This is a genomic window from Escherichia sp. KTE172, from assembly GCF_000408845.1.
In the GTDB taxonomy this organism is placed as follows: Bacteria; Pseudomonadota; Gammaproteobacteria; order Enterobacterales; family Enterobacteriaceae; genus Escherichia; species Escherichia coli.
Map to the genome: position 1 here is coordinate 2,668,965 of NZ_KE137316.1, position 19,192 is coordinate 2,688,156.

22 protein-coding genes are annotated in these 19,192 nt (G+C 56.0%); all 22 read left to right on the forward strand.

Translation table 11 applies throughout. The features are described from left to right. Positions 1 to 582, forward strand: coding sequence for a COG4648 family protein (locus tag G434_RS11070; protein ID WP_000014366.1), 582 nt, complete (start codon positions 1 to 3; stop codon positions 580 to 582). Continuing rightward, positions 579 to 1,940: an AMP-binding protein gene (locus G434_RS11065; protein ID WP_000815047.1), complete on the forward strand. Its 1,362-nt coding sequence runs from the start codon at positions 579 to 581 to the stop codon at positions 1,938 to 1,940. The genes G434_RS11070 and G434_RS11065 overlap by 4 nt, the downstream gene beginning before the upstream one ends. Beyond that, entirely contained in the window at positions 1,927 to 2,280 is a 354-nt protein-coding gene (locus G434_RS11060; protein WP_001306337.1) for a 3-hydroxyacyl-ACP dehydratase FabZ family protein, read from the forward strand. Before G434_RS11065 ends, G434_RS11060 begins: the two co-directional genes overlap by 14 nt. Further along, positions 2,271 to 3,947 carry a glycosyltransferase family 2 protein gene (locus tag G434_RS11055; protein WP_000115628.1) on the forward strand — a complete coding sequence of 559 codons (1,677 nt, stop codon included), beginning with the start codon at positions 2,271 to 2,273 and terminating at the stop codon, positions 3,945 to 3,947. Before G434_RS11060 ends, G434_RS11055 begins: the two co-directional genes overlap by 10 nt. A gap of 3 nt (positions 3,948 to 3,950) precedes the next feature. Continuing rightward, positions 3,951 to 4,373, forward strand: coding sequence for an acyl-CoA thioesterase (locus G434_RS11050; RefSeq protein ID WP_000930891.1), 423 nt, complete (start codon positions 3,951 to 3,953; stop codon positions 4,371 to 4,373). Then, positions 4,370 to 4,975, forward strand: coding sequence for a LolA family protein (locus G434_RS11045; protein ID WP_000670558.1), 606 nt, complete (start codon positions 4,370 to 4,372; stop codon positions 4,973 to 4,975). Before G434_RS11050 ends, G434_RS11045 begins: the two co-directional genes overlap by 4 nt. Further along, positions 4,944 to 7,262: an MMPL family transporter gene (locus G434_RS11040; protein WP_000180184.1), complete on the forward strand. Its 2,319-nt coding sequence runs from the start codon at positions 4,944 to 4,946 to the stop codon at positions 7,260 to 7,262. Before G434_RS11045 ends, G434_RS11040 begins: the two co-directional genes overlap by 32 nt. Further along, the gene (locus G434_RS11035; RefSeq protein WP_000595147.1) at positions 7,259 to 7,843 is read left to right on the forward strand and encodes a DUF3261 domain-containing protein; all 585 of its coding nucleotides are present in this window, start codon (positions 7,259 to 7,261) and stop codon (positions 7,841 to 7,843) included. Before G434_RS11040 ends, G434_RS11035 begins: the two co-directional genes overlap by 4 nt. 1 nt (position 7,844) lies before the next feature. After that, on the forward strand, positions 7,845 to 9,014 hold the full coding sequence (locus G434_RS11030) for a beta-ketoacyl-[acyl-carrier-protein] synthase family protein (protein WP_001306340.1): 1,170 nt from the start codon (positions 7,845 to 7,847) through the stop codon (positions 9,012 to 9,014). Continuing rightward, positions 9,011 to 9,475 (forward strand): hotdog family protein, encoded by a 465-nt coding sequence (locus tag G434_RS11025; protein ID WP_000020249.1) that lies wholly within the window; start codon positions 9,011 to 9,013, stop codon positions 9,473 to 9,475. Before G434_RS11030 ends, G434_RS11025 begins: the two co-directional genes overlap by 4 nt. After that, a complete protein-coding gene (locus tag G434_RS11020) occupies positions 9,475 to 10,206 on the forward strand; it encodes a 3-ketoacyl-ACP reductase FabG2 (protein ID WP_000091666.1) in 732 nt (243 codons plus the stop codon). The genes G434_RS11025 and G434_RS11020 overlap by 1 nt, the downstream gene beginning before the upstream one ends. Beyond that, positions 10,203 to 11,432: a beta-ketoacyl-ACP synthase gene (locus G434_RS11015; RefSeq protein WP_000198470.1), complete on the forward strand. Its 1,230-nt coding sequence runs from the start codon at positions 10,203 to 10,205 to the stop codon at positions 11,430 to 11,432. The genes G434_RS11020 and G434_RS11015 overlap by 4 nt, the downstream gene beginning before the upstream one ends. Position 11,433: 1 nt before the next feature. Beyond that, positions 11,434 to 12,021: a 4'-phosphopantetheinyl transferase AcpT gene (gene acpT / locus G434_RS11010; RefSeq protein WP_000285765.1), complete on the forward strand. Its 588-nt coding sequence runs from the start codon at positions 11,434 to 11,436 to the stop codon at positions 12,019 to 12,021. A gap of 110 nt (positions 12,022 to 12,131) precedes the next feature. After that, positions 12,132 to 13,706 (forward strand): nickel ABC transporter substrate-binding protein, encoded by a 1,575-nt coding sequence (gene nikA / locus G434_RS11005; RefSeq protein ID WP_000493127.1) that lies wholly within the window; start codon positions 12,132 to 12,134, stop codon positions 13,704 to 13,706. Next, complete coding sequence (gene nikB, locus G434_RS11000) at positions 13,706 to 14,650, forward strand: nickel ABC transporter permease subunit NikB (protein WP_000947088.1); 945 nt, start codon at positions 13,706 to 13,708, stop codon at positions 14,648 to 14,650. The genes nikA and nikB overlap by 1 nt, the downstream gene beginning before the upstream one ends. Beyond that, a complete protein-coding gene (gene nikC, locus G434_RS10995; protein WP_001008963.1) occupies positions 14,647 to 15,480 on the forward strand; it encodes a nickel ABC transporter permease subunit NikC in 834 nt (277 codons plus the stop codon). The genes nikB and nikC overlap by 4 nt, the downstream gene beginning before the upstream one ends. Further along, on the forward strand, positions 15,480 to 16,244 hold the full coding sequence (nikD, locus tag G434_RS10990) for a nickel import ATP-binding protein NikD (protein WP_001136250.1): 765 nt from the start codon (positions 15,480 to 15,482) through the stop codon (positions 16,242 to 16,244). Before nikC ends, nikD begins: the two co-directional genes overlap by 1 nt. Further along, positions 16,241 to 17,047 carry a nickel import ATP-binding protein NikE gene (nikE, locus tag G434_RS10985; protein WP_000173693.1) on the forward strand — a complete coding sequence of 269 codons (807 nt, stop codon included), beginning with the start codon at positions 16,241 to 16,243 and terminating at the stop codon, positions 17,045 to 17,047. The genes nikD and nikE overlap by 4 nt, the downstream gene beginning before the upstream one ends. A gap of 4 nt (positions 17,048 to 17,051) precedes the next feature. Beyond that, the gene (gene nikR, locus G434_RS10980; RefSeq protein WP_001190062.1) at positions 17,052 to 17,453 is read left to right on the forward strand and encodes a nickel-responsive transcriptional regulator NikR; all 402 of its coding nucleotides are present in this window, start codon (positions 17,052 to 17,054) and stop codon (positions 17,451 to 17,453) included. Positions 17,454 to 17,651: 198 nt separating this feature from the next. Further along, entirely contained in the window at positions 17,652 to 18,398 is a 747-nt protein-coding gene (locus tag G434_RS10975; protein WP_001322918.1) for a GntR family transcriptional regulator, read from the forward strand. Positions 18,399 to 18,422: 24 nt separating this feature from the next. Further along, on the forward strand, positions 18,423 to 18,896 hold the full coding sequence (locus G434_RS10970; RefSeq protein WP_001377099.1) for a PTS sugar transporter subunit IIA: 474 nt from the start codon (positions 18,423 to 18,425) through the stop codon (positions 18,894 to 18,896). Continuing rightward, positions 18,893 to 19,174, forward strand: a complete 282-nt coding sequence (locus G434_RS10965) for a PTS sugar transporter subunit IIB (RefSeq protein WP_000084021.1) — start codon at positions 18,893 to 18,895, stop codon at positions 19,172 to 19,174. Before G434_RS10970 ends, G434_RS10965 begins: the two co-directional genes overlap by 4 nt. Positions 19,175 to 19,192 lie beyond the last annotated feature (18 nt).

Sequence of the window (19,192 nt, forward strand, 5' to 3'; positions counted from 1 at the left end):
ATGTCGGGCATTCGCTCGCTACCGATGATTAAGCTGCTGACTGGATTATTGCTGCTCGCCTGGCCGTTTGTGATTTGGTTTGGCCTGGCGCATAACGGCCTGCACTGGTTGTTGCCGCTAATAGCGTTGCTGCTATTGTTGCGCCTGCGCCAGACCCGTCGCCGGGCGGGGCCGCTACAAGCCGTCACACAAATCGTCGCTGTCGTGGGCATCGCATTGTGTGTCGCCAGCTTTCTGTTGAAAACGCACCAGCTACTGCTGTTTTACCCGGTAGTGGTTAACGCGATCATGCTGGCGGTTTTTGGCGGTTCGCTGTGGTCGACAATGCCGATAGTTGAGCGGCTGGCACGTTTGCAGGAGCCAGACCTCCCGGAAAAGGGCGTGCGCTATACCCGCCGTGTCACGCAAATCTGGTGCGGCTTTTTCATCATTAACGGCGGAATTGCCCTCTTTACCGCGCTTTATGGCGATATGTCGTTATGGACCGCCTGGAACGGCATGATTGCTTATTTTTTGATGGGAACGTTAATGGCAGGTGAATGGCTGGTGCGCCGTCAGGTGATAAAAAGAGATCGCTCATGAAGCAGACCTTACCGCTTGCACGCTGGCTGACTGCGCCACGCCCTGATGACACGCCCATTGCGTGGCTGGACGAAAGCTCGTGGACACTGGGCGATTTGCGTCACGATGTCGCGCAACTTATCTGCCGCTTGCAGCAACAGCCGGGTGAACGCTGGGCGCTGTGCTTTGAGAACAGTTATTTGTTTATCGTTGCCCTGCTTGCCACGCTACACGCCGGAAAAACGCCGGTGCTTCCGGGGCATAACCGTGTCATCCAGCTTAATGAACAACGTGAACTGTTCGATGGTGTACTTAGCGACAGCGATCTTAACTGGCAAGGTTCATTGCTGTTGGTAGCAAGTTCCCCACAAGTCGCGACACAATCATTCACCTTTGCCGCTATAGCGCCAGACGCTTATATCGAGCTATTTACCTCCGGTTCTACGGGGCAGCCAAAGCGGGTAATTAAACCTGTTCATTTGCTGGACCGTGAAGCAGAACTGCTGGCTGAACGATTAGGCGCACGTCTTGCCGGATGTCGTGTCGTCGGTTCCGTATTGCCGCAGCATCTGTACGGCCTGACTTTTCGCGTTTTCCTGCCAATGGCGCTGGGATTACCGCTGCACGCCGCCATGCTCTGGTATGTCGAACAGTTTGCCGCATTGAGTCACCAGCATCGCTATATCTTCATCAGCAGCCCGGCATTTTTGAAACGGCTGGATACCCAGCTTTCTCCGCCGCCCGTTCAGGTGCTTCTCTCTGCTGGCGGTGAGCTGCCGTGGCAGGACGTAAAACACACCGCGAGCTGGCTGCGCGTCTGGCCTGATGAAATCTACGGCAGCACGGAAACCGGCGTCATTGCCTGGCGTTACCGCGAACAAGAGCAACGCCGCTGGCTGCCCTTTCCAGGTATGCACTTCCAGGCCGAAGGTGAAGCATTTCGTCTCTTTTCACCGCTGATAGCGGAAGATAACGGCCTGTTACTCGATGATCTCTTGCAGTTTAGCCAGGACGGTCAGTTCCATCTGATGGGGCGTCGTGGGCGCATCGTTAAGATTGAAGAAAAACGTATTTCTCTGCAGGAAGTAGAACAACGTCTGCTGGCGCTGGACGGCATTCGCGAGGCGGCGGCAGTTCCCGTTACGCGCGGCGGGCGTCAGAGCATCGGCGTTTTGCTGGTGCTGGATGACGAAGCTCGCCTGCAATGGCAGAACGGCGGCGGGCATAGCCAGGAAATGACCTGGCGGCGATTACTGCGCCCGACGCTGGAGCCAGTTGCTATTCCGCGTTACTGGCGCGTTATTGATGAAATGCCAGTAAACAGTATGAACAAGCGTGTCTATGCGCAATTACAGGAGTTATTTCATGAAGCCCCATGAAATCGAGCGCCATCAGGCACAAGCGAATCACCTTGAGATTGTTTTGCATCTCAGGGCAGATCTGTTCTGGTTTCGCGGCCATTTTGCCGTGCAGCCGTTACTCCCAGGAGTTGCACAAATCGACTGGGCGATGAGCTACGCGCTCACTCTGCTCGCGCCTGGCTGGCGTTTTCACTCTATTCAGAACATCAAATTCCAGTCCCCGTTGCTGCCGGACAACCGCGTCACGCTCACGCTTAACTGGCAGGAAGAACGCCAGATTCTGAGCTTTAGCTATCAGCGTCACGACGGTGACGCCCGCCACACCGCCAGTAGCGGGAAGATCCGCCTATGTCGGTAAACTTTTCTCCCTGCGTGTTGATCCCCTGCTACAACCACGGCGCGATGATGCCGGGCGTGCTGGCGCGTCTTAAGCCATTTAATCTGCCCTGTATTGTAGTGGATGACGGCAGCGATGCCGCCACGCAACAGCAACTGGATAATCTGGTTGCCGAACAGCCTGGCGTGACCTTAATTCGCCTGGCAGAAAACGCAGGCAAAGGCGCGGCAGTGATGCGTGGCTTACAGGCAGCGGCAGACGCGGGCTTCAGCCATGCGGTGCAGGTGGATGCTGACGGTCAGCACGCGATTGAAGACATCCCTAAACTGCTGGCACTCGCTGAACAGCAGCCTGCGGCGCTGATCTCCGGCCAGCCGATTTACGATGACTCCATCCCCCGCTCACGGCTGTACGGGCGCTGGGTCACCCACGTGTGGGTATGGATCGAAACGCTCTCCCTGCAACTGAAAGACAGTATGTGCGGCTTTCGCGTTTATCCGGTTGCGCCAACGCTGCAACTGGCAAAATACGCTACCATCGGCAAGCGGATGGATTTTGACACCGAAGTGATGGTGCGCCTCTACTGGCAGGGAAATACCAGTTATTTCGTGCCGACCCGCGTCACCTATCCGCTGGACGGGCTTTCGCATTTTGATGCCCTGAAAGATAACGTCCGCATCTCGCTGATGCACACACGTCTGTTTTTCGGCATGTTGCCGCGTATTCCTTCACTGCTGATGCGCCACTCTTCCAGCCACTGGGCGCGGCAGAGCGAAGTGAAAGGGTTATGGGGAATGCGCCTGATGCTGCTGGTCTGGCGTCTGCTGGGAAGAACTGCGTTTACCGCGCTGCTTTACCCGGTGGTGGGCGTCTACTGGCTCACCGCTGCTCGTGCACGTAAAGCGTCGCAAGACTGGCTCGCCCGTGTGCGCCAACAACAACCACAGGCAGCAAAACTCAACAGCTATCAGCATTTTCTACGTTTCGGCAACGCCATGCTCGACAAAATCGCCAGCTGGCGCGGCGAGCTGCAACTCGGGCGTGATGTGCTGTTTGCACCAGGCGCAGAAGCGGCACTTAACGTCAGCGATCCGCGCGGCAAATTGCTGCTGGCCTCGCATCTTGGCGATGTGGAAGTGTGCCGGGCGCTGGCAAAAATTCAGGGCTACAAAACCATTAACGCGCTGGTGTTTAGCGAAAACGCCCAACGCTTTAAACAGATAATGCAGGAGATGGCCCCGCAGGCAGGCATCAACCTGCTCCCGGTAACAGATATCGGCCCGGAAACCGCCATCCTGCTGAAAGAGAAGCTGGATAACGGCGAATGGGTGGCGATTGTCGGTGACCGCATCGCCGTCAACCCGCAACGCGGCGGCGACTGGCGCGTCTGCTGGAGTCCGTTTATGGGCCAGCCTGCGCCTTTCCCACAGGGGCCGTTTATTCTTGCGTCTATTTTGCGCTGCCCGGTGAATCTGATTTTCGCCCTGCGCCAGCACGGCAAGCTGCATATTCACTGCGAAACCTTTGCCGACCCGCTGCTGTTGCCGCGTGGCGAACGCCAGCAGGCGCTGCAAAACGCTATCGATCATTACGCCGCGCGTCTGGAACATTACGCGCTCCAGTCGCCCCTCGACTGGTTTAATTTTTTCGATTTCTGGCAACTGCCGGAAGTCCAGGACAAGGAGTAAAGGGTGCTTAACGATCCCCGATTTACCGCTGAAGTCGAGCTGACCATTCCCTTTCACGACGTCGATATGATGGGCGTGGCCTGGCACGGTAACTATTTTCGCTACTTTGAAGTGGCCCGCGAGGCGCTGCTCAACCAGTTCAATTACGGCTATCGGCAGATGAAAGAGTCCGGTTATTTGTGGCCAGTGGTCGATGCGCGGGTGAAATATCGCCACGCCCTCACCTTTGAGCAACGCATCCGCGTGCGTGCACATATCGAAGAGTTCGAAAACCGTCTGCGGATTGGCTATCAGATTTTCGATGCCGAAACGGGCAAACGCGCCACCACCGGATACACCATTCAGGTCGCGGTCGACGAGCAAAGCCGCGAACTGTGCTTTGTCAGCCCCGATATTTTGTTTGAACGCATGGGAGTCAAACCATGAAATTTTTACCACTGCTGGCGCTGCTGATTAGCCCGTTTGTGAGCGCCCTGAACCTGGACGATCTTCAGCAACGCTTTACCGAACAGCCGGTGATCCGCGCTCATTTCGATCAAACCCGGACGATTAAAGATCTGCCGCAGCCGCTACGATCTCAGGGCCAGATGTTGATCGCCCGCGACCAGGGGCTGTTGTGGGATCAAACCTCACCATTTCCCATGCAACTATTGCTGGACGATAAACGCATGGTGCAGGTGATCAACGGTCAGCCGCCGCAAATCATCACGGCAGAAAATAACCCGCAGATGTTCCAGTTTAACCACCTGCTGCGCGCGCTGTTCCAGGCCGATCGCAAAGTGCTGGAACAAAATTTCCGCGTCGAATTTGCTGACAAAGGCGAAGGCCGCTGGACACTGCGCCTGACGCCGACCACCACGCCGCTGGATAAAATTTTCAACACCATCGATCTCGCCGGGCAAACCTATCTGGAGAGCATTCAGCTTAATGATAAACAGGGCGATCGCACCGATATCGCTCTTACCCAACATCAACTGACGCCAGCGCAACTGACCGATGACGAACGCCAACGTTTTGCCGCCCAGTAAACGCCCGGCGCTGTTATGGGGGATCGTCTGCCTGGTCATGGCGGCGGCGTTGCTGATCCTGTTGCCGCAATCACGACTGAACAGTAGCGTGCTGGCTATGTTACCCAAACAGGCGATGGGCGATATTCCTCCAGCGCTGAATGACGGCTTTATGCAGCGTCTGGACCGCCAACTGGTGTGGCTGGTCAGCCCCGGTAAAGAGGCTAATCCCAGGGTGGCTCAGGAGTGGCTGACGCTGCTGCAAAAATCCGCTGCGCTCGGCGACGTTAAAGGGCCAATGGATGCCGCCAGCCAGCAGGCGTGGGGAGCGTTTTTCTGGCAGCACCGCAACGGCCTGGTTGACCCCGACACCCGCGCGCGCCTGCAAAACGGCGGCGAAGCGCAGGCGCAGTGGATCCTCTCCCAGCTTTATTCTGCGTTCTCCGGGGTAAGCGGTAAGGAGCTGCAAAACGATCCGCTGATGTTAATGCGTGGCTCGCAGCTGGCGATGGCGAAAAACGGCCAGCGTTTGCGGCTGATGGACGGCTGGCTGGTGACGCAGGATCCCCAGGGCAACTACTGGTATCTGCTGCACGGCGAACTGGCGGGATCGTCGTTTGATATGCAGCAAACCCACCAGCTCATCACGACCCTGAATACGCTGGAAAAGGATCTGAAAACGCGTTACCCGCAGGCGCAGTTGCTCTCGCGCGGCACGGTGTTTTACAGCGATTACGCCAGCCAACAGGCGAAGCAGGATATCTCCAACCTGGGCGTGGCAACGCTGCTGGGGGTGATATTACTGATTGTGGCGGTGTTCCGCTCTTTACGCCCATTGCTGCTTTGCGTGATTTCCATCGGCATCGGCGCGCTGGCGGGAACGGTCGCCACCTTGTTGATTTTCGGCGAATTACACCTGATGACGCTGGTGATGAGCATGAGCGTTATCGGCATTTCCGCTGACTACACGCTCTATTACCTCACCGAGCGGATGGTGCACGGCAATGACGTTTCGCCGTGGCAAAGCCTGGCGAAAGTGCGCAATGCCCTGCTGCTGGCGCTGCTCACCACCGTGGCGGCGTATCTGATTATGATGCTCGCCCCCTTCCCCGGCATTCGCCAGATGGCGATTTTTGCCGCCGTCGGGTTGAGCGCCTCCTGTCTGACCGTCCTGTTCTGGCATCCGTGGCTGTGCCGTGGCCTGCCGGTGCGTCCGGTTCCGGCGATGGCGCTGATGCTGCGCTGGCTGGCTGCGTGGCGGCGTAATAAAAAACTGTCGCTGGGTCTGCCCGTCGCGCTGGCGCTGTTTTCGCTGGCGGGGATGTCAATGCTGCGCGTCGACGACGATATCTCGCAGTTACAGGCGCTACCGCAGCATATTCTGGCCCAGGAGAAAGCCATTACCGCCCTGACCGGACAAAGCGTCGATCAAAAATGGTTTGTAGTTTACGGCGACTCTCCACAGCAAACATTGCGGCGGCTGGAGAAATTTACCGCCTCGCTGGAGAATGCGAAAAAAGAGGGGCTTATCAGCAACTACCGCACCATTCCGCTGAACTCCCTGGCGCGGCAGGAGGAAGATTTACATCTGCTGAAAACGGCTGCCCCGACAGTAACAAAAGCACTGCAAAATGCCGGGCTGGCGGCAGTGAATCCGGATCTCAACGCCATGCCAGTGAAGGTCGATGAATGGCTGGCAAGCCCCGCCAGTGAAGGCTGGCGTCTGCTGTGGCTGACGCTGAAAAACGGCGAAAGCGGCGTACTGGTGCCGGTTGAAGGGGTTAAAAGTAGCGCGTTGTTGCAGGAAATCGCCAGCGATTACCCTGGCGGCATTGCCTGGGTTGATCGCAAAAGCACCTTTGATGAGTTGTTCGCACTTTACCGCTACGTCTTAACCGGTTTGTTGCTGGTGGCGCTGGCGGTGATTGCCTGCGGCGCAGTGGCCCGCCTCGGCTGGCGCAAAGGGCTTATCAGCCTGGTGCCTTCGGTACTTTCGCTGGGCTGCGGTCTGGCAGTGCTGGCGATGAGCGGGCAGGCGGTGAATCTCTTTTCGCTACTGGCGCTGGTGCTGGTGCTTGGCATCGGCATCAATTACACGCTGTTTTTCAGTAATCCGCGCGGTACACCGTTAACTTCCCTACTGGCGATCACGCTGGCAATGCTCACCACCTTGCTGGCGCTGGGAATGCTGGTATTCAGCGCCACCCAGGCCATCAGCAGTTTTGGCATTGTGCTGGTGAGCGGTATTTTCACCGCCTTCCTGCTTTCGCCGCTGGCTATGCCCGATAAAAAGAGAACAAAAAAATGATCAAACCCACATTCTGGCGAGCGTTCGCCCTGACCGCTACGCTTATCCTCACCGGCTGTAGCCACTCGCAACCGGAACAGGAAGGTCGCCCACAGGCGTGGCTGCAACCTGGCACGCGCATCACGCTGCCGGCACCAGGGATTTCGCCCGCCGTTAATTCCCAGCAACTATTGAGCGGCAGCTTCAACGGCAAAACCCAGTCTCTGCTAGTGATGCTTAACGCCGACGACCAGAAAATCACCCTTGCCGGGCTGTCGTCGGTCGGCATTCGTCTGTTTCTGGTGACCTACGATGCGCAAGGGCTACGCGCCGAGCAATCCATCGTCGTCCCACAGTTGCCGCCCGCAAGTCAGGTGCTGGCTGACGTGATGCTTAGCCACTGGCCGATTAGCGCCTGGCAACCGCAACTCCCCGCTGGATGGACGCTTCGCGACAACGGTGACAAACGCGAACTGCGTAACGCCAGCGGCAAACTGGTCACGGAAATCACCTATCTGAATCGCCAGGGAAAACGCGTGCCAATCAGCATTGAACAGCATGTCTTTAAATACCACATCACCATTCAATATTTAGGTGACTGATATGATTTACATTTCCGCCGTCGGCATGATCAACGCCCTGGGAAATAACCTTGACGATATCGCAGCCAACCTGACTCGCGGTGTCGCTCCCGGCATGCGCCCGCGCGCAGGCTGGTTGCAGGGGCATCCGCAGGCGGTCCTGGCTGGCGTGGATGGCGAGCTTCCGGTTATCCCGGAAAAATTCGCTGCGCACCGCTCGCGCAACAATCAGATCCTGCTGGCGGCGCTGGCGCAGATCCAGCCGCAGGTTGATGACGCTATTGCGAAATATGGCCGCGAGCGCATCGCGATTGTGCTTGGCACCAGCACCTCCGGCCTGCATGAAGGCGACACGCACGTTAACCTGCGCACCCACGGGCAGCCGAGCACCACGTGGCACTATGCACAACAAGAGCTCGGCGATCCGTCGCGTTTTCTCAGCCACTGGCTGGCGCTCGACGGCCCAGCTTATACCCTTTCAACCGCCTGCTCCTCCAGTGCCAGAGCGATGATCAGCGGGCGCAGGCTTATCGAGGCGGGGCTGGTCGATGCCGCCATTGTGGGTGGTGCAGACACCCTGAGCCGAATGCCGATTAACGGTTTTCACAGCCTCGAATCGCTCTCGCCAACCTTATGTCAGCCGTTTGGTCGTGACCGCGCGGGCATCACCATTGGCGAAGGTGCGGGGCTGATGCTGTTGACCCGCGAACCGCAGCCCATCGCCTTGCTGGGCGTCGGTGAATCGAGCGACGCTTATCATATTTCGGCCCCGCATCCACAGGGCGAAGGCGCAATTCGCGCCATTAACCAGGCGCTGGCTGATGCGCAGCTTACGCCGGATGAGGTGGGCTATATCAACCTGCACGGCACCGCCACACAACTCAACGACCAGATTGAATCGATGGTGGTAAACGCCCTGTTTGGCGAACGCGTACCGTGCAGCTCCACCAAACATTTGACCGGACACACGCTGGGCGCAGCGGGCATTACCGAAGCGGCAATCAGTATGTTGATCTTAGAGCGTGATTTACCGCTGCCCGCTCAGGACTTCAGCCTGTCGCCGCGCGATCCCACGCTGCCACCGTGCGGCATTATCGAACAACCACAGCCGCTGGCACGTCCGGTGATCCTGTCCAATTCCTTCGCCTTTGGCGGCAATAACGCCAGCATTCTGCTCGGGAGGGTTTCGTGAGCCACTATTTATCCCCCGGCGCTTATCTGCCCCACGACGCGCCCATGTTACTGCTGGAAGAAGTGGTGAGCGTCAGCGATGACAGCGCGGTGTGCCGTGTAACGGTCTCGCCCAGTGGCGTACTGGCACCGTTTCTCGACCCGGACGGCAATCTCCCTGGCTGGTTTGCCCTTGAATTGATGGCGCAAACCGTCGGCGTCTGGTCTGGCTGGCATCGCCACCAGCAGGGCAAAAACAGTATTGAGTTAGGGATGGTACTGGGCGCACGTGAATTGCTTTGCGCCGCTGGCATTCTGCCCGCAGGCCAGACGCTGACCATTACCGTCAAACTCCTGATGCAAGACGATCGCTTCGGCAGTTTTGAGTGCAGCATCAACAACGGCACGGCAACGGGCCGCATTAACACCTTCCAGCCGACCGCGGAAGAACTTACCACCCTGTTTCAACAAGGAGCGTCCTGATGAGTCGTTCAGTTCTGGTTACTGGTGCCAGCAAAGGCATTGGTCGCGCCATCGCCTGCCAACTGGCGGCAGACGGCTTTAATATTGGCGTTCACTATCACCGTGACGCCACAGGCGCTCAGGAAACGCTAAATGCCATTGTCGCCAACGGGGGTAACGGGCGTTTGCTCAGTTTCGACGTCGCAAACCGCGAACAGTGTCGGGAAGTGCTGGAGCACGAAATCGCGCAAAACGGTGCCTGGTACGGCGTGGTTAGTAACGCCGGGATCGCCCGCGATGCCGCTTTTCCGGCTTTAAGCGATGACGACTGGGATGCGGTGATCCACACCAATCTCGACAGTTTCTACAACGTTATTCAGCCGTGCATTATGCCGATGATCGGCACACGCCAGGGTGGACGCATCATCACGCTGTCCTCGGTTTCCGGCGTGATGGGCAATCGCGGACAGGTGAACTACAGCGCTGCCAAAGCCGGAATTATCGGCGCAACAAAAGCACTGGCTATCGAACTCGCGAAGCGCAAAATCACCGTCAACTGCATCGCGCCGGGGCTTATTGATACCGGGATGATCGAAATGGAAGAGAGCGCCCTGAAAGAGGCAATGTCGATGATCCCCATGAAACGCATGGGCCAGGCGGAAGAAGTTGCCGGGCTTGCCAGCTATTTAATGTCTGATATTGCGGGTTACGTCACCCGCCAGGTTATTTCCATCAACGGAGGGATGTTATGACACGTCGCGTAGTGATTACAGGAATGGGCGGCGTGACTGCCTTTGGTGAAAACTGGCAGGACGTTTCCGCGCGTCTGCTGGCGTATGAGAATGCAGTGCGCAAAATGCCGGAGTGGCAGGTCTACGATGGTCTGCACACCCTGCTTGGCGCGCCTGTTGATGATTTCACGCTACCGGAGCACTACACCCGCAAGCGTATCCGTGCGATGGGCCGCGTGTCGCAAATGTCGACCCGTGCCAGCGAGCTGGCGTTAGAGCAGGCAGGATTGATTGGCGATCCGATATTAACCAGCGGCGAAACGGGCATTGCGTACGGTTCATCGACCGGCAGTACCGGTCCGGTGAGCGAATTTGCCACCATGCTGACGGAAAAGCACACCAATAACATCACCGGCACCACCTATGTACAGATGATGCCGCACACCACCGCCGTTAATACCGGTCTGTTTTTCGGCCTGCGCGGGCGGGTGATCCCGACCTCCAGCGCCTGTACCTCCGGCAGCCAGGCGATCGGTTATGCGTGGGAAGCCATTCGCCACGGTTATCAAACGGTGATGGTTGCTGGTGGTGCCGAAGAGTTATGCCCTTCAGAAGCAGCGGTATTTGATACACTTTTCGCCACCAGCCAGCACAATGATGCGCCGAAAACCACACCTTCACCGTTCGATGAAAACCGCGACGGGCTGGTGATTGGTGAAGGCGCAGGTACGCTGATTCTTGAAGAACTGGAGCACGCCAAAGCGCGCGGCGCGACCATTTACGGTGAAATCGTCGGCTTTGCGACTAACTGCGACGCGGCACATATTACCCAGCCTCAGCGTGAGACCATGCAATATTGTATGGAAAAATCGTTAAAAATCGCCGGGTTAAGTGCAAGTGATATCGGCTATATTTCGGCGCATGGTACGGCGACCGATCGTGGTGATATGGCAGAAAGTCTGGCGACAGCAACCATTTACGGTGATAATGTGCCGCTCTCCTCGCTGAAAAGTTATTTTGGTCATACGCTTGGTGCCTGTGGCGCGCTCGAAGCCTGGATGAGTCTGCAAATGATGCGCGAAGGTTGGTTTGCGCCTACGCTAAACCTGAATAAACCAGACCCGAACTGTGGCGCGCTGGATTACATCATGCATGAAGCCCGCAAGGTTGATTGTGAGTTTTTGCAGAGTAACAACTTTGCCTTTGGCGGCATTAATACATCCATCATCATTAAACGTTGGCCCTGATATGTATCGGATAGTTCTGGGGAAAGTTTCGACCTTAAGCGCAGCTCCACTGCCACCGGCTTTACGCGATCAAGCACCGCAAGGTCCACGACGCGAACGCTGGCTGGCGGGGCGTGCATTACTTTCGCACACGCTTTCCCCGCTACCGGAGATCATCTATGGCGAACAAGGCAAACCGGCATTCGCGCCGGAAACGCCGCTATGGTTCAACTTAAGCCATAGCGGTGACGATATCGCCCTGCTGTTGAGCGATGAAGGCGAAGTCGGCTGCGATATCGAAGTGATTCGCCCGCGCGCCAACTGGCGCTGGCTGGCGAACGCCGTGTTCAGCCTCGGGGAACACGCTGAGATGGACGCCGTGCATCCCGATCAGCAACTGGAAATGTTCTGGCGCATCTGGACGCGCAAAGAAGCCATCGTTAAACAGCGTGGCGGCAGCGCCTGGCAAATCGTCAGCGTAGACAGCACCTATCACTCATCACTGTCAGTCAGCCATTGTCAGCTAGAAAATTTAAGCCTGGCGATCTGCACCCCTACCCCCTTTACGCTCTCCGCCGACAGTGTGCAATGGATCGATTCAGTTAACTGATCCGCCCACCCGACTGCCCATCTATTGATCCAGAACAGGTAATCAGTATGACGAATACTTAAAATCGTCATACTTATTTCCGCCATCTATTTTAATCCATTGGGGTTACCATGTTCTCTACACTCCGCCGCACTCTATTTGCGCTGCTGGCTTGTGCGTCTTTTATCGTCCATGCCGCTGCACCAGATGAAATCACCACCGCCTGGCCGGTGAATGTCGGGCCACTAAACCCGCACCTTTACACGCCTAACCAGATGTTCGCCCAGAGCATGGTTTATGAACCATTGGTGAAATATCAGGCAGACGGTTCGGTGATCCCGTGGCTGGCAAAAAGCTGGACTCATTCTGAAGATGGCAAAACCTGGACCTTCACCCTGCGTGATGACGTGAAATTCTCCAACGGCGAACCGTTTGATGCAGAGGCGGCGGCAGAAAACTTCCGCGCAGTGCTCGATAACCGTCAACGTCACGCCTGGCTGGAGCTGGCAAACCAGATTGTTGATGTCAAAGCACTCAGTAAAAACGAGCTGCAAATCACCCTGAAAAGCGCCTACTATCCTTTCCTGCAAGAACTGGCCCTGCCCCGTCCTTTCCGTTTTATCGCACCCTCGCAGTTTAAAAACCACGAAACCATGAACGGAATTAAAGCGCCGATTGGCACCGGGCCGTGGGTTTTACAGGAATCGAAACTGAATCAGTACGATGTCTTCGTCCGTAACGAAAACTACTGGGGCGAAAAGCCAGCGATTAAAAAGATCACCTTTAACGTGATCCCGGACCCGACTACCCGCGCGGTGGCGTTTGAAACTGGCGATATCGACCTGCTGTACGGAAACGAAGGGTTATTACCGCTCGATACCTTCGCCCGCTTTAGCCAGAACCCGGCTTACCACACCCAACTGTCACAGCCGATCGAAACCGTGATGCTGGCGCTCAATACCGCCAAAGCCCCCACCAACGAGCTGGCCGTACGTGAAGCTCTTAATTACGCGGTAAACAAAAAATCGCTGATTGATAACGCGTTGTATGGCACCCAGCAGGTCGCCGACACCCTGTTTGCTCCTTCTGTACCCTACGCCAACCTCGGCCTGAAACCGCGCCAGTACGATCCGCAGAAAGCGAAAGCGTTGCTGGAAAAAGCCGGTTGGACGTTGCCTGCGGGCAAAGACATCCGCGAGAAAAATGGTCAGCCGCTGCGCATTGAACTGTCGTTCATCGGCACCGATGCGTTAAGTAAATCGATGGCGGAAATCATTCAGGCTGATATGCGCCAGGTTGGCGCAGATGTCTCGCTGATTGGCGAAGAAGAGAGCAGTATCTATGCTCGTCAGCGCGACGGTCGTTTTGGCATGATTTTCCACCGCACCTGGGGCGCGCCATACGATCCACACGCCTTCCTGAGTTCAATGCGCGTACCGTCGCACGCTGATTTCCAGGCACAGCAAGGATTAGCCGACAAGCCGCTGATTGATAAAGAGATCGGCGAAGTGCTGGCAACCCATGACGAAACGCAACGTCAGGCGCTGTATCGCGACATTCTGACCCGTCTGCATGACGAGGCGGTTTATCTGCCTATCAGTTACATCTCAATGATGGTGGTATCAAAACCGGAGCTGGGTAACATCCCCTACGCGCCGATCGCCACCGAAATTCCGTTCGAACAGATTAAACCGGTGAAACCTTAATGTTGCGTTACGTATTACGCCGCTTTCTGCTGCTGATCCCGATGGTGCTCGCCGCCTCGGTGATCATTTTTTTGATGCTGCGCCTCGGCACCGGCGACCCGGCGCTTGATTATTTGCGTTTATCTAACCTGCCGCCGACGCCGGAGATGCTGACCTCTACCCGCACCATGCTGGGGCTGGATCAGCCGCTGTACGTGCAATACGGCACCTGGCTATGGAAGGCGCTGCATCTTGATTTCGGTATCTCATTCGCCAGCCAACGCCCGGTGCTGGACGATATGCTGAACTTCCTGCCCGCCACGCTGGAACTGGCGGGTGCGGCGCTGGTATTAATTCTGCTCACCTCCGTGCCGCTCGGTATCTGGGCTGCACGCCACCGCGATCGCTTGCCCGATTTCGCCGTCCGTTTCATCGCGTTTCTCGGCGTGTCGATGCCCAACTTCTGGCTGGCGTTTTTGCTGGTGATGGCGTTTTCGGTATATCTGCAATGGCTACCCGCGATGGGCTACGGCGGCTGGCAGCACATCATTTTGCCTGCGGTTTCCATTGCCTTTATGTCGCTGGCGATTAACGCGCGGCTGCTGCGCGCCAGTATGCTGGACGTCGCCGGTCAGCGTCACGTCACCTGGGCGCGGCTACGCGGCCTGAATGACAAACAGACCGAGCGTCGTCATATTCTGCGCAATGCCTCGCTGCCGATGATCACCGCCGTGGGGATGCACATTGGCGAACTGATTGGCGGGACGATGATTATCGAAAACATCTTTGCCTGGCCGGGCGTCGGGCGCTATGCGGTGTCGGCGATTTTTAACCGTGACTATCCGGTGATCCAGTGCTTTACGCTGATGATGGTGGTGGTTTTTGTGGTCTGTAATTTGATTGTCGATTTGCTCAACGCCGCGCTGGACCCGCGCATTCGTCGTCATGAAGGAGCCCACGCGTGAACTTTTTCCTCTCTTCCCGCTGGTCGGTACGCCTGGCGCTGATCATTATCGCCCTGCTGGCGCTGATTGCGCTCACCAGCCAGTGGTGGCTGCCGTATGACCCCCAGGCGATTGATTTGCCGTCGCGCCTGCTTTCGCCGGATGCGCAGCACTGGTTGGGTACCGATCATTTAGGGCGCGATATTTTCTCGCGGCTGATGGCGGCGACCCGCGTGTCGCTCGGCTCGGTAATGGCCTGCCTGCTGCTGGTGCTGACATTAGGGCTAGTTATTGGCGGCAGCGCCGGGCTGATTGGCGGGCGCGTTGATCAGGCCACCATGCGCGTCGCGGATATGTTTATGACCTTCCCGACTTCGATTCTGTCGTTCTTTATGGTCGGCGTACTCGGCACCGGGTTGACCAACGTGATTATCGCCATCGCCCTGTCGCACTGGGCGTGGTATGCGCGCATGGTGCGCAGCCTGGTGATTTCGCTACGCCAGCGCGAGTTTGTGCTGGCGTCACGGCTTTCCGGCGCGGGCCATGTGCGGGTGTTTGTCGATCATCTGGCAGGCGCGGTGATCCCCTCGCTGCTGGTGCTGGCGACGCTGGATATTGGTCATATGATGCTCCACGTCGCGGGGATGTCCTTCCTCGGCCTCGGCGTGACCGCGCCTACCGCCGAATGGGGCGTGATGATTAACGACGCGCGCCAGTATATCTGGACCCAGCCGCTGCAAATGTTCTGGCCGGGGCTGGCGCTGTTTATCAGCGTGATGGCCTTTAACCTGGTGGGTGACGCACTGCGCGATCATCTGGACCCTCATCTGGTGACGGAGCACGCACACTAATGCCGCAACAGATTGAACTACGTAATATCGCGCTACAGGCCGCGCAACCGCTGGTGCACGGCGTATCGTTAACTCTGCAACGCGGGCGCGTGCTGGCGTTAGTCGGCAGTAGCGGCAGCGGGAAATCATTAACCTGCGCCGCCGCACTGGGCATTCTGCCCGCAGGCGTTCGCCAGACGGCGGGGGAAATTTTAGCCGATGGCAAACCGGTTTCTCCCTGCGCCCTGCGCGGCATCAAAATTGCCACCATCATGCAGAACCCGCGCAGCGCCTTTAATCCGCTTCACACCATGCACACCCACGCGCGGGAAACCTGCCTGGCGTTAGGGAAACCCGCCGATGACGCCACGCTTACCGCTGCTTTAGAAGCGGTGGGGTTGGAAAACGCCGCGCGCGTGTTGAAGCTGTACCCGTTCGAGATGAGCGGCGGCATGTTGCAGCGCATGATGATTGCGATGGCGGTGTTGTGTGAATCGCCGTTTATCATCGCCGATGAACCGACCACCGATCTCGACGTGGTAGCACAGGCGCGCATCCTCGATCTGCTGGAAAGCATTATGCAAAAACAAGCGCCGGGAATGCTGCTGGTGACCCATGATATGGGCGTTGTGGCGCGTCTGGCGGATGACGTGGCGGTGATGTCACACGGTAAAATTGTCGAACAGGGCGATGTAGAAACGCTGTTTAATGCCCCCAAACATGCGGTAACGCGCAGCCTGGTTTCCGCTCATCTCGCCCTCTACGGTATGGAGCTGGCATCATGACTTTACTTAACGTCTCCGACCTTTCCCATCACTATGCGCACGGTGGATTTAGCGGCAAACATCAACACCAGGCGGTGCTGAATAACGTTTCTTTGACTCTGAAAAGCGGCGAAACCGTCGCTCTGCTGGGGCGCAGCGGCTGCGGAAAAAGCACTCTCGCGCGGCTGCTGGTAGGCTTAGAGTCTCCCTCACAAGGGAATATTAGCTGGCGCGGCGAACCGTTGGCAAAGCTCAATCGCGCCCAGCGTAAAGCGTTCCGCCGCGATATTCAGATGGTATTTCAGGACTCCATCAGCGCCGTGAATCCGCGCAAAACCGTGCGCGAGATCCTGCGCGAGCCGATGCGCCACCTGCTATCGCTAAAAAAATCGGAACAACTGGCACGCGCCAGCGAAATGCTGAAGGCGGTCGATCTCGATGACAGCGTTCTAGACAAACGCCCACCGCAGTTAAGCGGCGGTCAGCTCCAGCGCGTCTGCCTGGCTCGCGCGCTGGCGGTCGAACCGAAACTACTGATTCTGGATGAAGCCGTTTCTAACCTTGATCTCGTGTTACAGGCGGGCGTCATTCGCCTGCTGAAAAAGCTACAACAACAGTTTGGCACTGCCTGCCTGTTCATCACTCATGACTTACGCCTGGTGGAACGCTTTTGCCAGCGAGTGATGGTGATGGACAACGGGCAAATCGTCGAAACCCAGGTGGTGGGAGATAAATTAACCTTTTCCTCTGACGCCGGACGTGTGCTACAAAACGCGGTATTACCCGCATACCCCGTGCGCCGTCGCGCCACAGAAAAGGTTTAAGTCTATGCAACGAGTTACCATCACGCTTGATGACGATTTACTGGAGACGCTGGACAGCCTGAGCCAGCGTCGTGGCTATAACAACCGTTCCGAAGCTATCCGCGATATTCTGCGTAGCGCCCTGGCGCAGGAAGCTACCCAGCAGCACGGCACGCAAGGTTTCGCGGTGCTGTCGTATGTGTATGAACACGAAAAACGCGACTTAGCCAGCCGTATTGTCTCCACCCAGCACCATCACCACGATCTCTCAGTCGCCACGCTGCATGTGCACATTAATCACGACGACTGTCTGGAAATCGCCGTGTTGAAAGGTGACATGGGCGACGTGCAGCATTTTGCCGATGACGTCATCGCCCAGCGCGGCGTGCGGCACGGGCATTTGCAGTGCCTGCCGAAGGAAGATTAACACCTCCCAACGCGCCGTTATTTCCTGACGGCGCAGTAGACTTCTGCCAAATATCGACTCACGTCACATTTTTTTGATCACGATTTAGTCCCCTAAAATGTGAGACGCTTCGATCCTCTTTTTCGCCTGTTCACCTACTATACGCTTGAAGTTGTCCATGATTGTCCATAGACAACTGTAAATGTTCAGGTGCGCGCCATGAAATCATTGAGTAAGTCGTCACAAATACCGCTCTATCAACAAGTGGTGGAGTGGATAAGAGAAAATATTTATACCGGGGATCTGGTGGAAGACGATCGCATTCCTTCGGAATACCAGATTATGGATATGCTGGAAGTGAGTCGGGGAACCGTTAAAAAAGCTGTCGCCCAACTGGTAAAACAAGGCGTGTTGATTCAGGTCCAGGGGAAGGGAACATTTGTCAAAAAAGAGAACGTGGCATATCCGTTAGGTGAAGGATTATTGTCATTCGCGGAATCGCTGGAAAGCCAGAAAATACACTTTACCACTGAAGTTATTACGTCACGGATTGAACCGGCTAATCGTTATGTGGCAGAGAAATTAAGAATAACGCCCGGTCAGGATATTCTTTACCTTGAGCGTTTACGTTCAATTGGTGATGAAAAAGCGATGCTGATAGAGAACCGTATCAATATTGAGCTATGCCCCGGCATCGTGGAAATCGATTTTAATCAACACAATTTATTTCCAACAATAGAAAGTTTGTCGAAAAGAAAAATTCGTTACTCGGAAAGTCGCTATGCCGCGCGATTAATTGGTAATGAACGCGGTCATTTTTTAGATATCTGTGAAGATGTACCCGTTTTGCATCTGGAGCAATTAGTCTTTTTCTCCCGAGAGTTACCCGTTGAGTTTGGCAACGTCTGGTTAAAAGGAAATAAATATTATCTGGGCACCGTGCTGCAACGGCGGGAATTGAGTTAAATACACTTTTTTATGAGGAATAAAATGCAAGGCATACAGTTTCAGGAAAATTATATTCAACGACTTCCGGCAGGGTTAAGCGTTGAACAGATCATCCGTCAGTTAGCGCAACCGTTGGTTGCTGCTGAGCTGGTGGTCCCTGATTTTGCCGATCACGTACTGAAACGTGAGGCGACGTACCCAACGGGGCTGCCTACCGAACCACCGTGCGTCGCCATTCCGCACACGGACCATAAATATGTCAGGCACAATGCAATTGCCGTCGGCATCCTTCCGGAACCGGTAGAGTTTGCCGATATGGGCGGCGATCCTGACCCCGTACATGTCAGGGTGATTTTTTTGCTCGCCTTAAGTGAAAGTAATAAACAATTAAATGCCCTGGGCTGGATTATGGAGATGATTCAGGATACGCCCTTTATGCGCGCCCTGCTTACGATGGAAACAACAGAAATACACACAGTAATCTTAAACAAAATGAAAGAACGAGGTGAAATATGAGTCAAACCATTTTATTTGTCTGCGCCACGGGTATTGCCACATCCACGGCGGTAACAGAAAAAGTCATGGAATATTGTAAAGAGCACGGTCTTAACGTCAATTATTCCCAAACCAACGTTGCCTCTTTACCTGGAAATACTGACGGCGTAGCACTGGTAGTCTCAACGACTAAAGTGCCTTATGAACTCGACGTCCCGGTGGTTAACGGCTTGCCGATTATTACCGGTATTGGCGAAGAGAAAGTACTGGCGCAAATTGTTTCGATCCTTAAAAAGTAATTAATAATAATTAATTTC

What these genes read in the sequence shown, in the direction of transcription:
- G434_RS11030 (WP_001306340.1), top strand. Translation starts at nt 7,845, where the DNA reads ATGATTTACATTTCCGCCGTCGGCATGATCAACGCCCTGGGAAATAAC.
- acpT (WP_000285765.1), top strand. Translation starts at nt 11,434, where the DNA reads ATGTATCGGATAGTTCTGGGGAAAGTTTCGACCTTAAGCGCAGCTCCA.
- G434_RS11070 (WP_000014366.1), top strand. Translation starts at nt 1, where the DNA reads ATGTCGGGCATTCGCTCGCTACCGATGATTAAGCTGCTGACTGGATTA.
- G434_RS11055 (WP_000115628.1), top strand. Translation starts at nt 2,271, where the DNA reads ATGTCGGTAAACTTTTCTCCCTGCGTGTTGATCCCCTGCTACAACCAC.
- nikA (WP_000493127.1), top strand. Translation starts at nt 12,132, where the DNA reads ATGTTCTCTACACTCCGCCGCACTCTATTTGCGCTGCTGGCTTGTGCG.
- nikE (WP_000173693.1), top strand. Translation starts at nt 16,241, where the DNA reads ATGACTTTACTTAACGTCTCCGACCTTTCCCATCACTATGCGCACGGT.
- G434_RS11060 (WP_001306337.1), top strand. Translation starts at nt 1,927, where the DNA reads ATGAAGCCCCATGAAATCGAGCGCCATCAGGCACAAGCGAATCACCTT.
- G434_RS11015 (WP_000198470.1), top strand. Translation starts at nt 10,203, where the DNA reads ATGACACGTCGCGTAGTGATTACAGGAATGGGCGGCGTGACTGCCTTT.
- nikR (WP_001190062.1), top strand. Translation starts at nt 17,052, where the DNA reads ATGCAACGAGTTACCATCACGCTTGATGACGATTTACTGGAGACGCTG.
- G434_RS11020 (WP_000091666.1), top strand. Translation starts at nt 9,475, where the DNA reads ATGAGTCGTTCAGTTCTGGTTACTGGTGCCAGCAAAGGCATTGGTCGC.
- G434_RS10975 (WP_001322918.1), top strand. Translation starts at nt 17,652, where the DNA reads ATGAAATCATTGAGTAAGTCGTCACAAATACCGCTCTATCAACAAGTG.
- nikD (WP_001136250.1), top strand. Translation starts at nt 15,480, where the DNA reads ATGCCGCAACAGATTGAACTACGTAATATCGCGCTACAGGCCGCGCAA.
- G434_RS11035 (WP_000595147.1), top strand. Translation starts at nt 7,259, where the DNA reads ATGATCAAACCCACATTCTGGCGAGCGTTCGCCCTGACCGCTACGCTT.
- G434_RS11040 (WP_000180184.1), top strand. Translation starts at nt 4,944, where the DNA reads ATGACGAACGCCAACGTTTTGCCGCCCAGTAAACGCCCGGCGCTGTTA.
- nikB (WP_000947088.1), top strand. Translation starts at nt 13,706, where the DNA reads ATGTTGCGTTACGTATTACGCCGCTTTCTGCTGCTGATCCCGATGGTG.
- G434_RS11065 (WP_000815047.1), top strand. Translation starts at nt 579, where the DNA reads ATGAAGCAGACCTTACCGCTTGCACGCTGGCTGACTGCGCCACGCCCT.
- G434_RS11045 (WP_000670558.1), top strand. Translation starts at nt 4,370, where the DNA reads ATGAAATTTTTACCACTGCTGGCGCTGCTGATTAGCCCGTTTGTGAGC.
- G434_RS10965 (WP_000084021.1), top strand. Translation starts at nt 18,893, where the DNA reads ATGAGTCAAACCATTTTATTTGTCTGCGCCACGGGTATTGCCACATCC.
- G434_RS10970 (WP_001377099.1), top strand. Translation starts at nt 18,423, where the DNA reads ATGCAAGGCATACAGTTTCAGGAAAATTATATTCAACGACTTCCGGCA.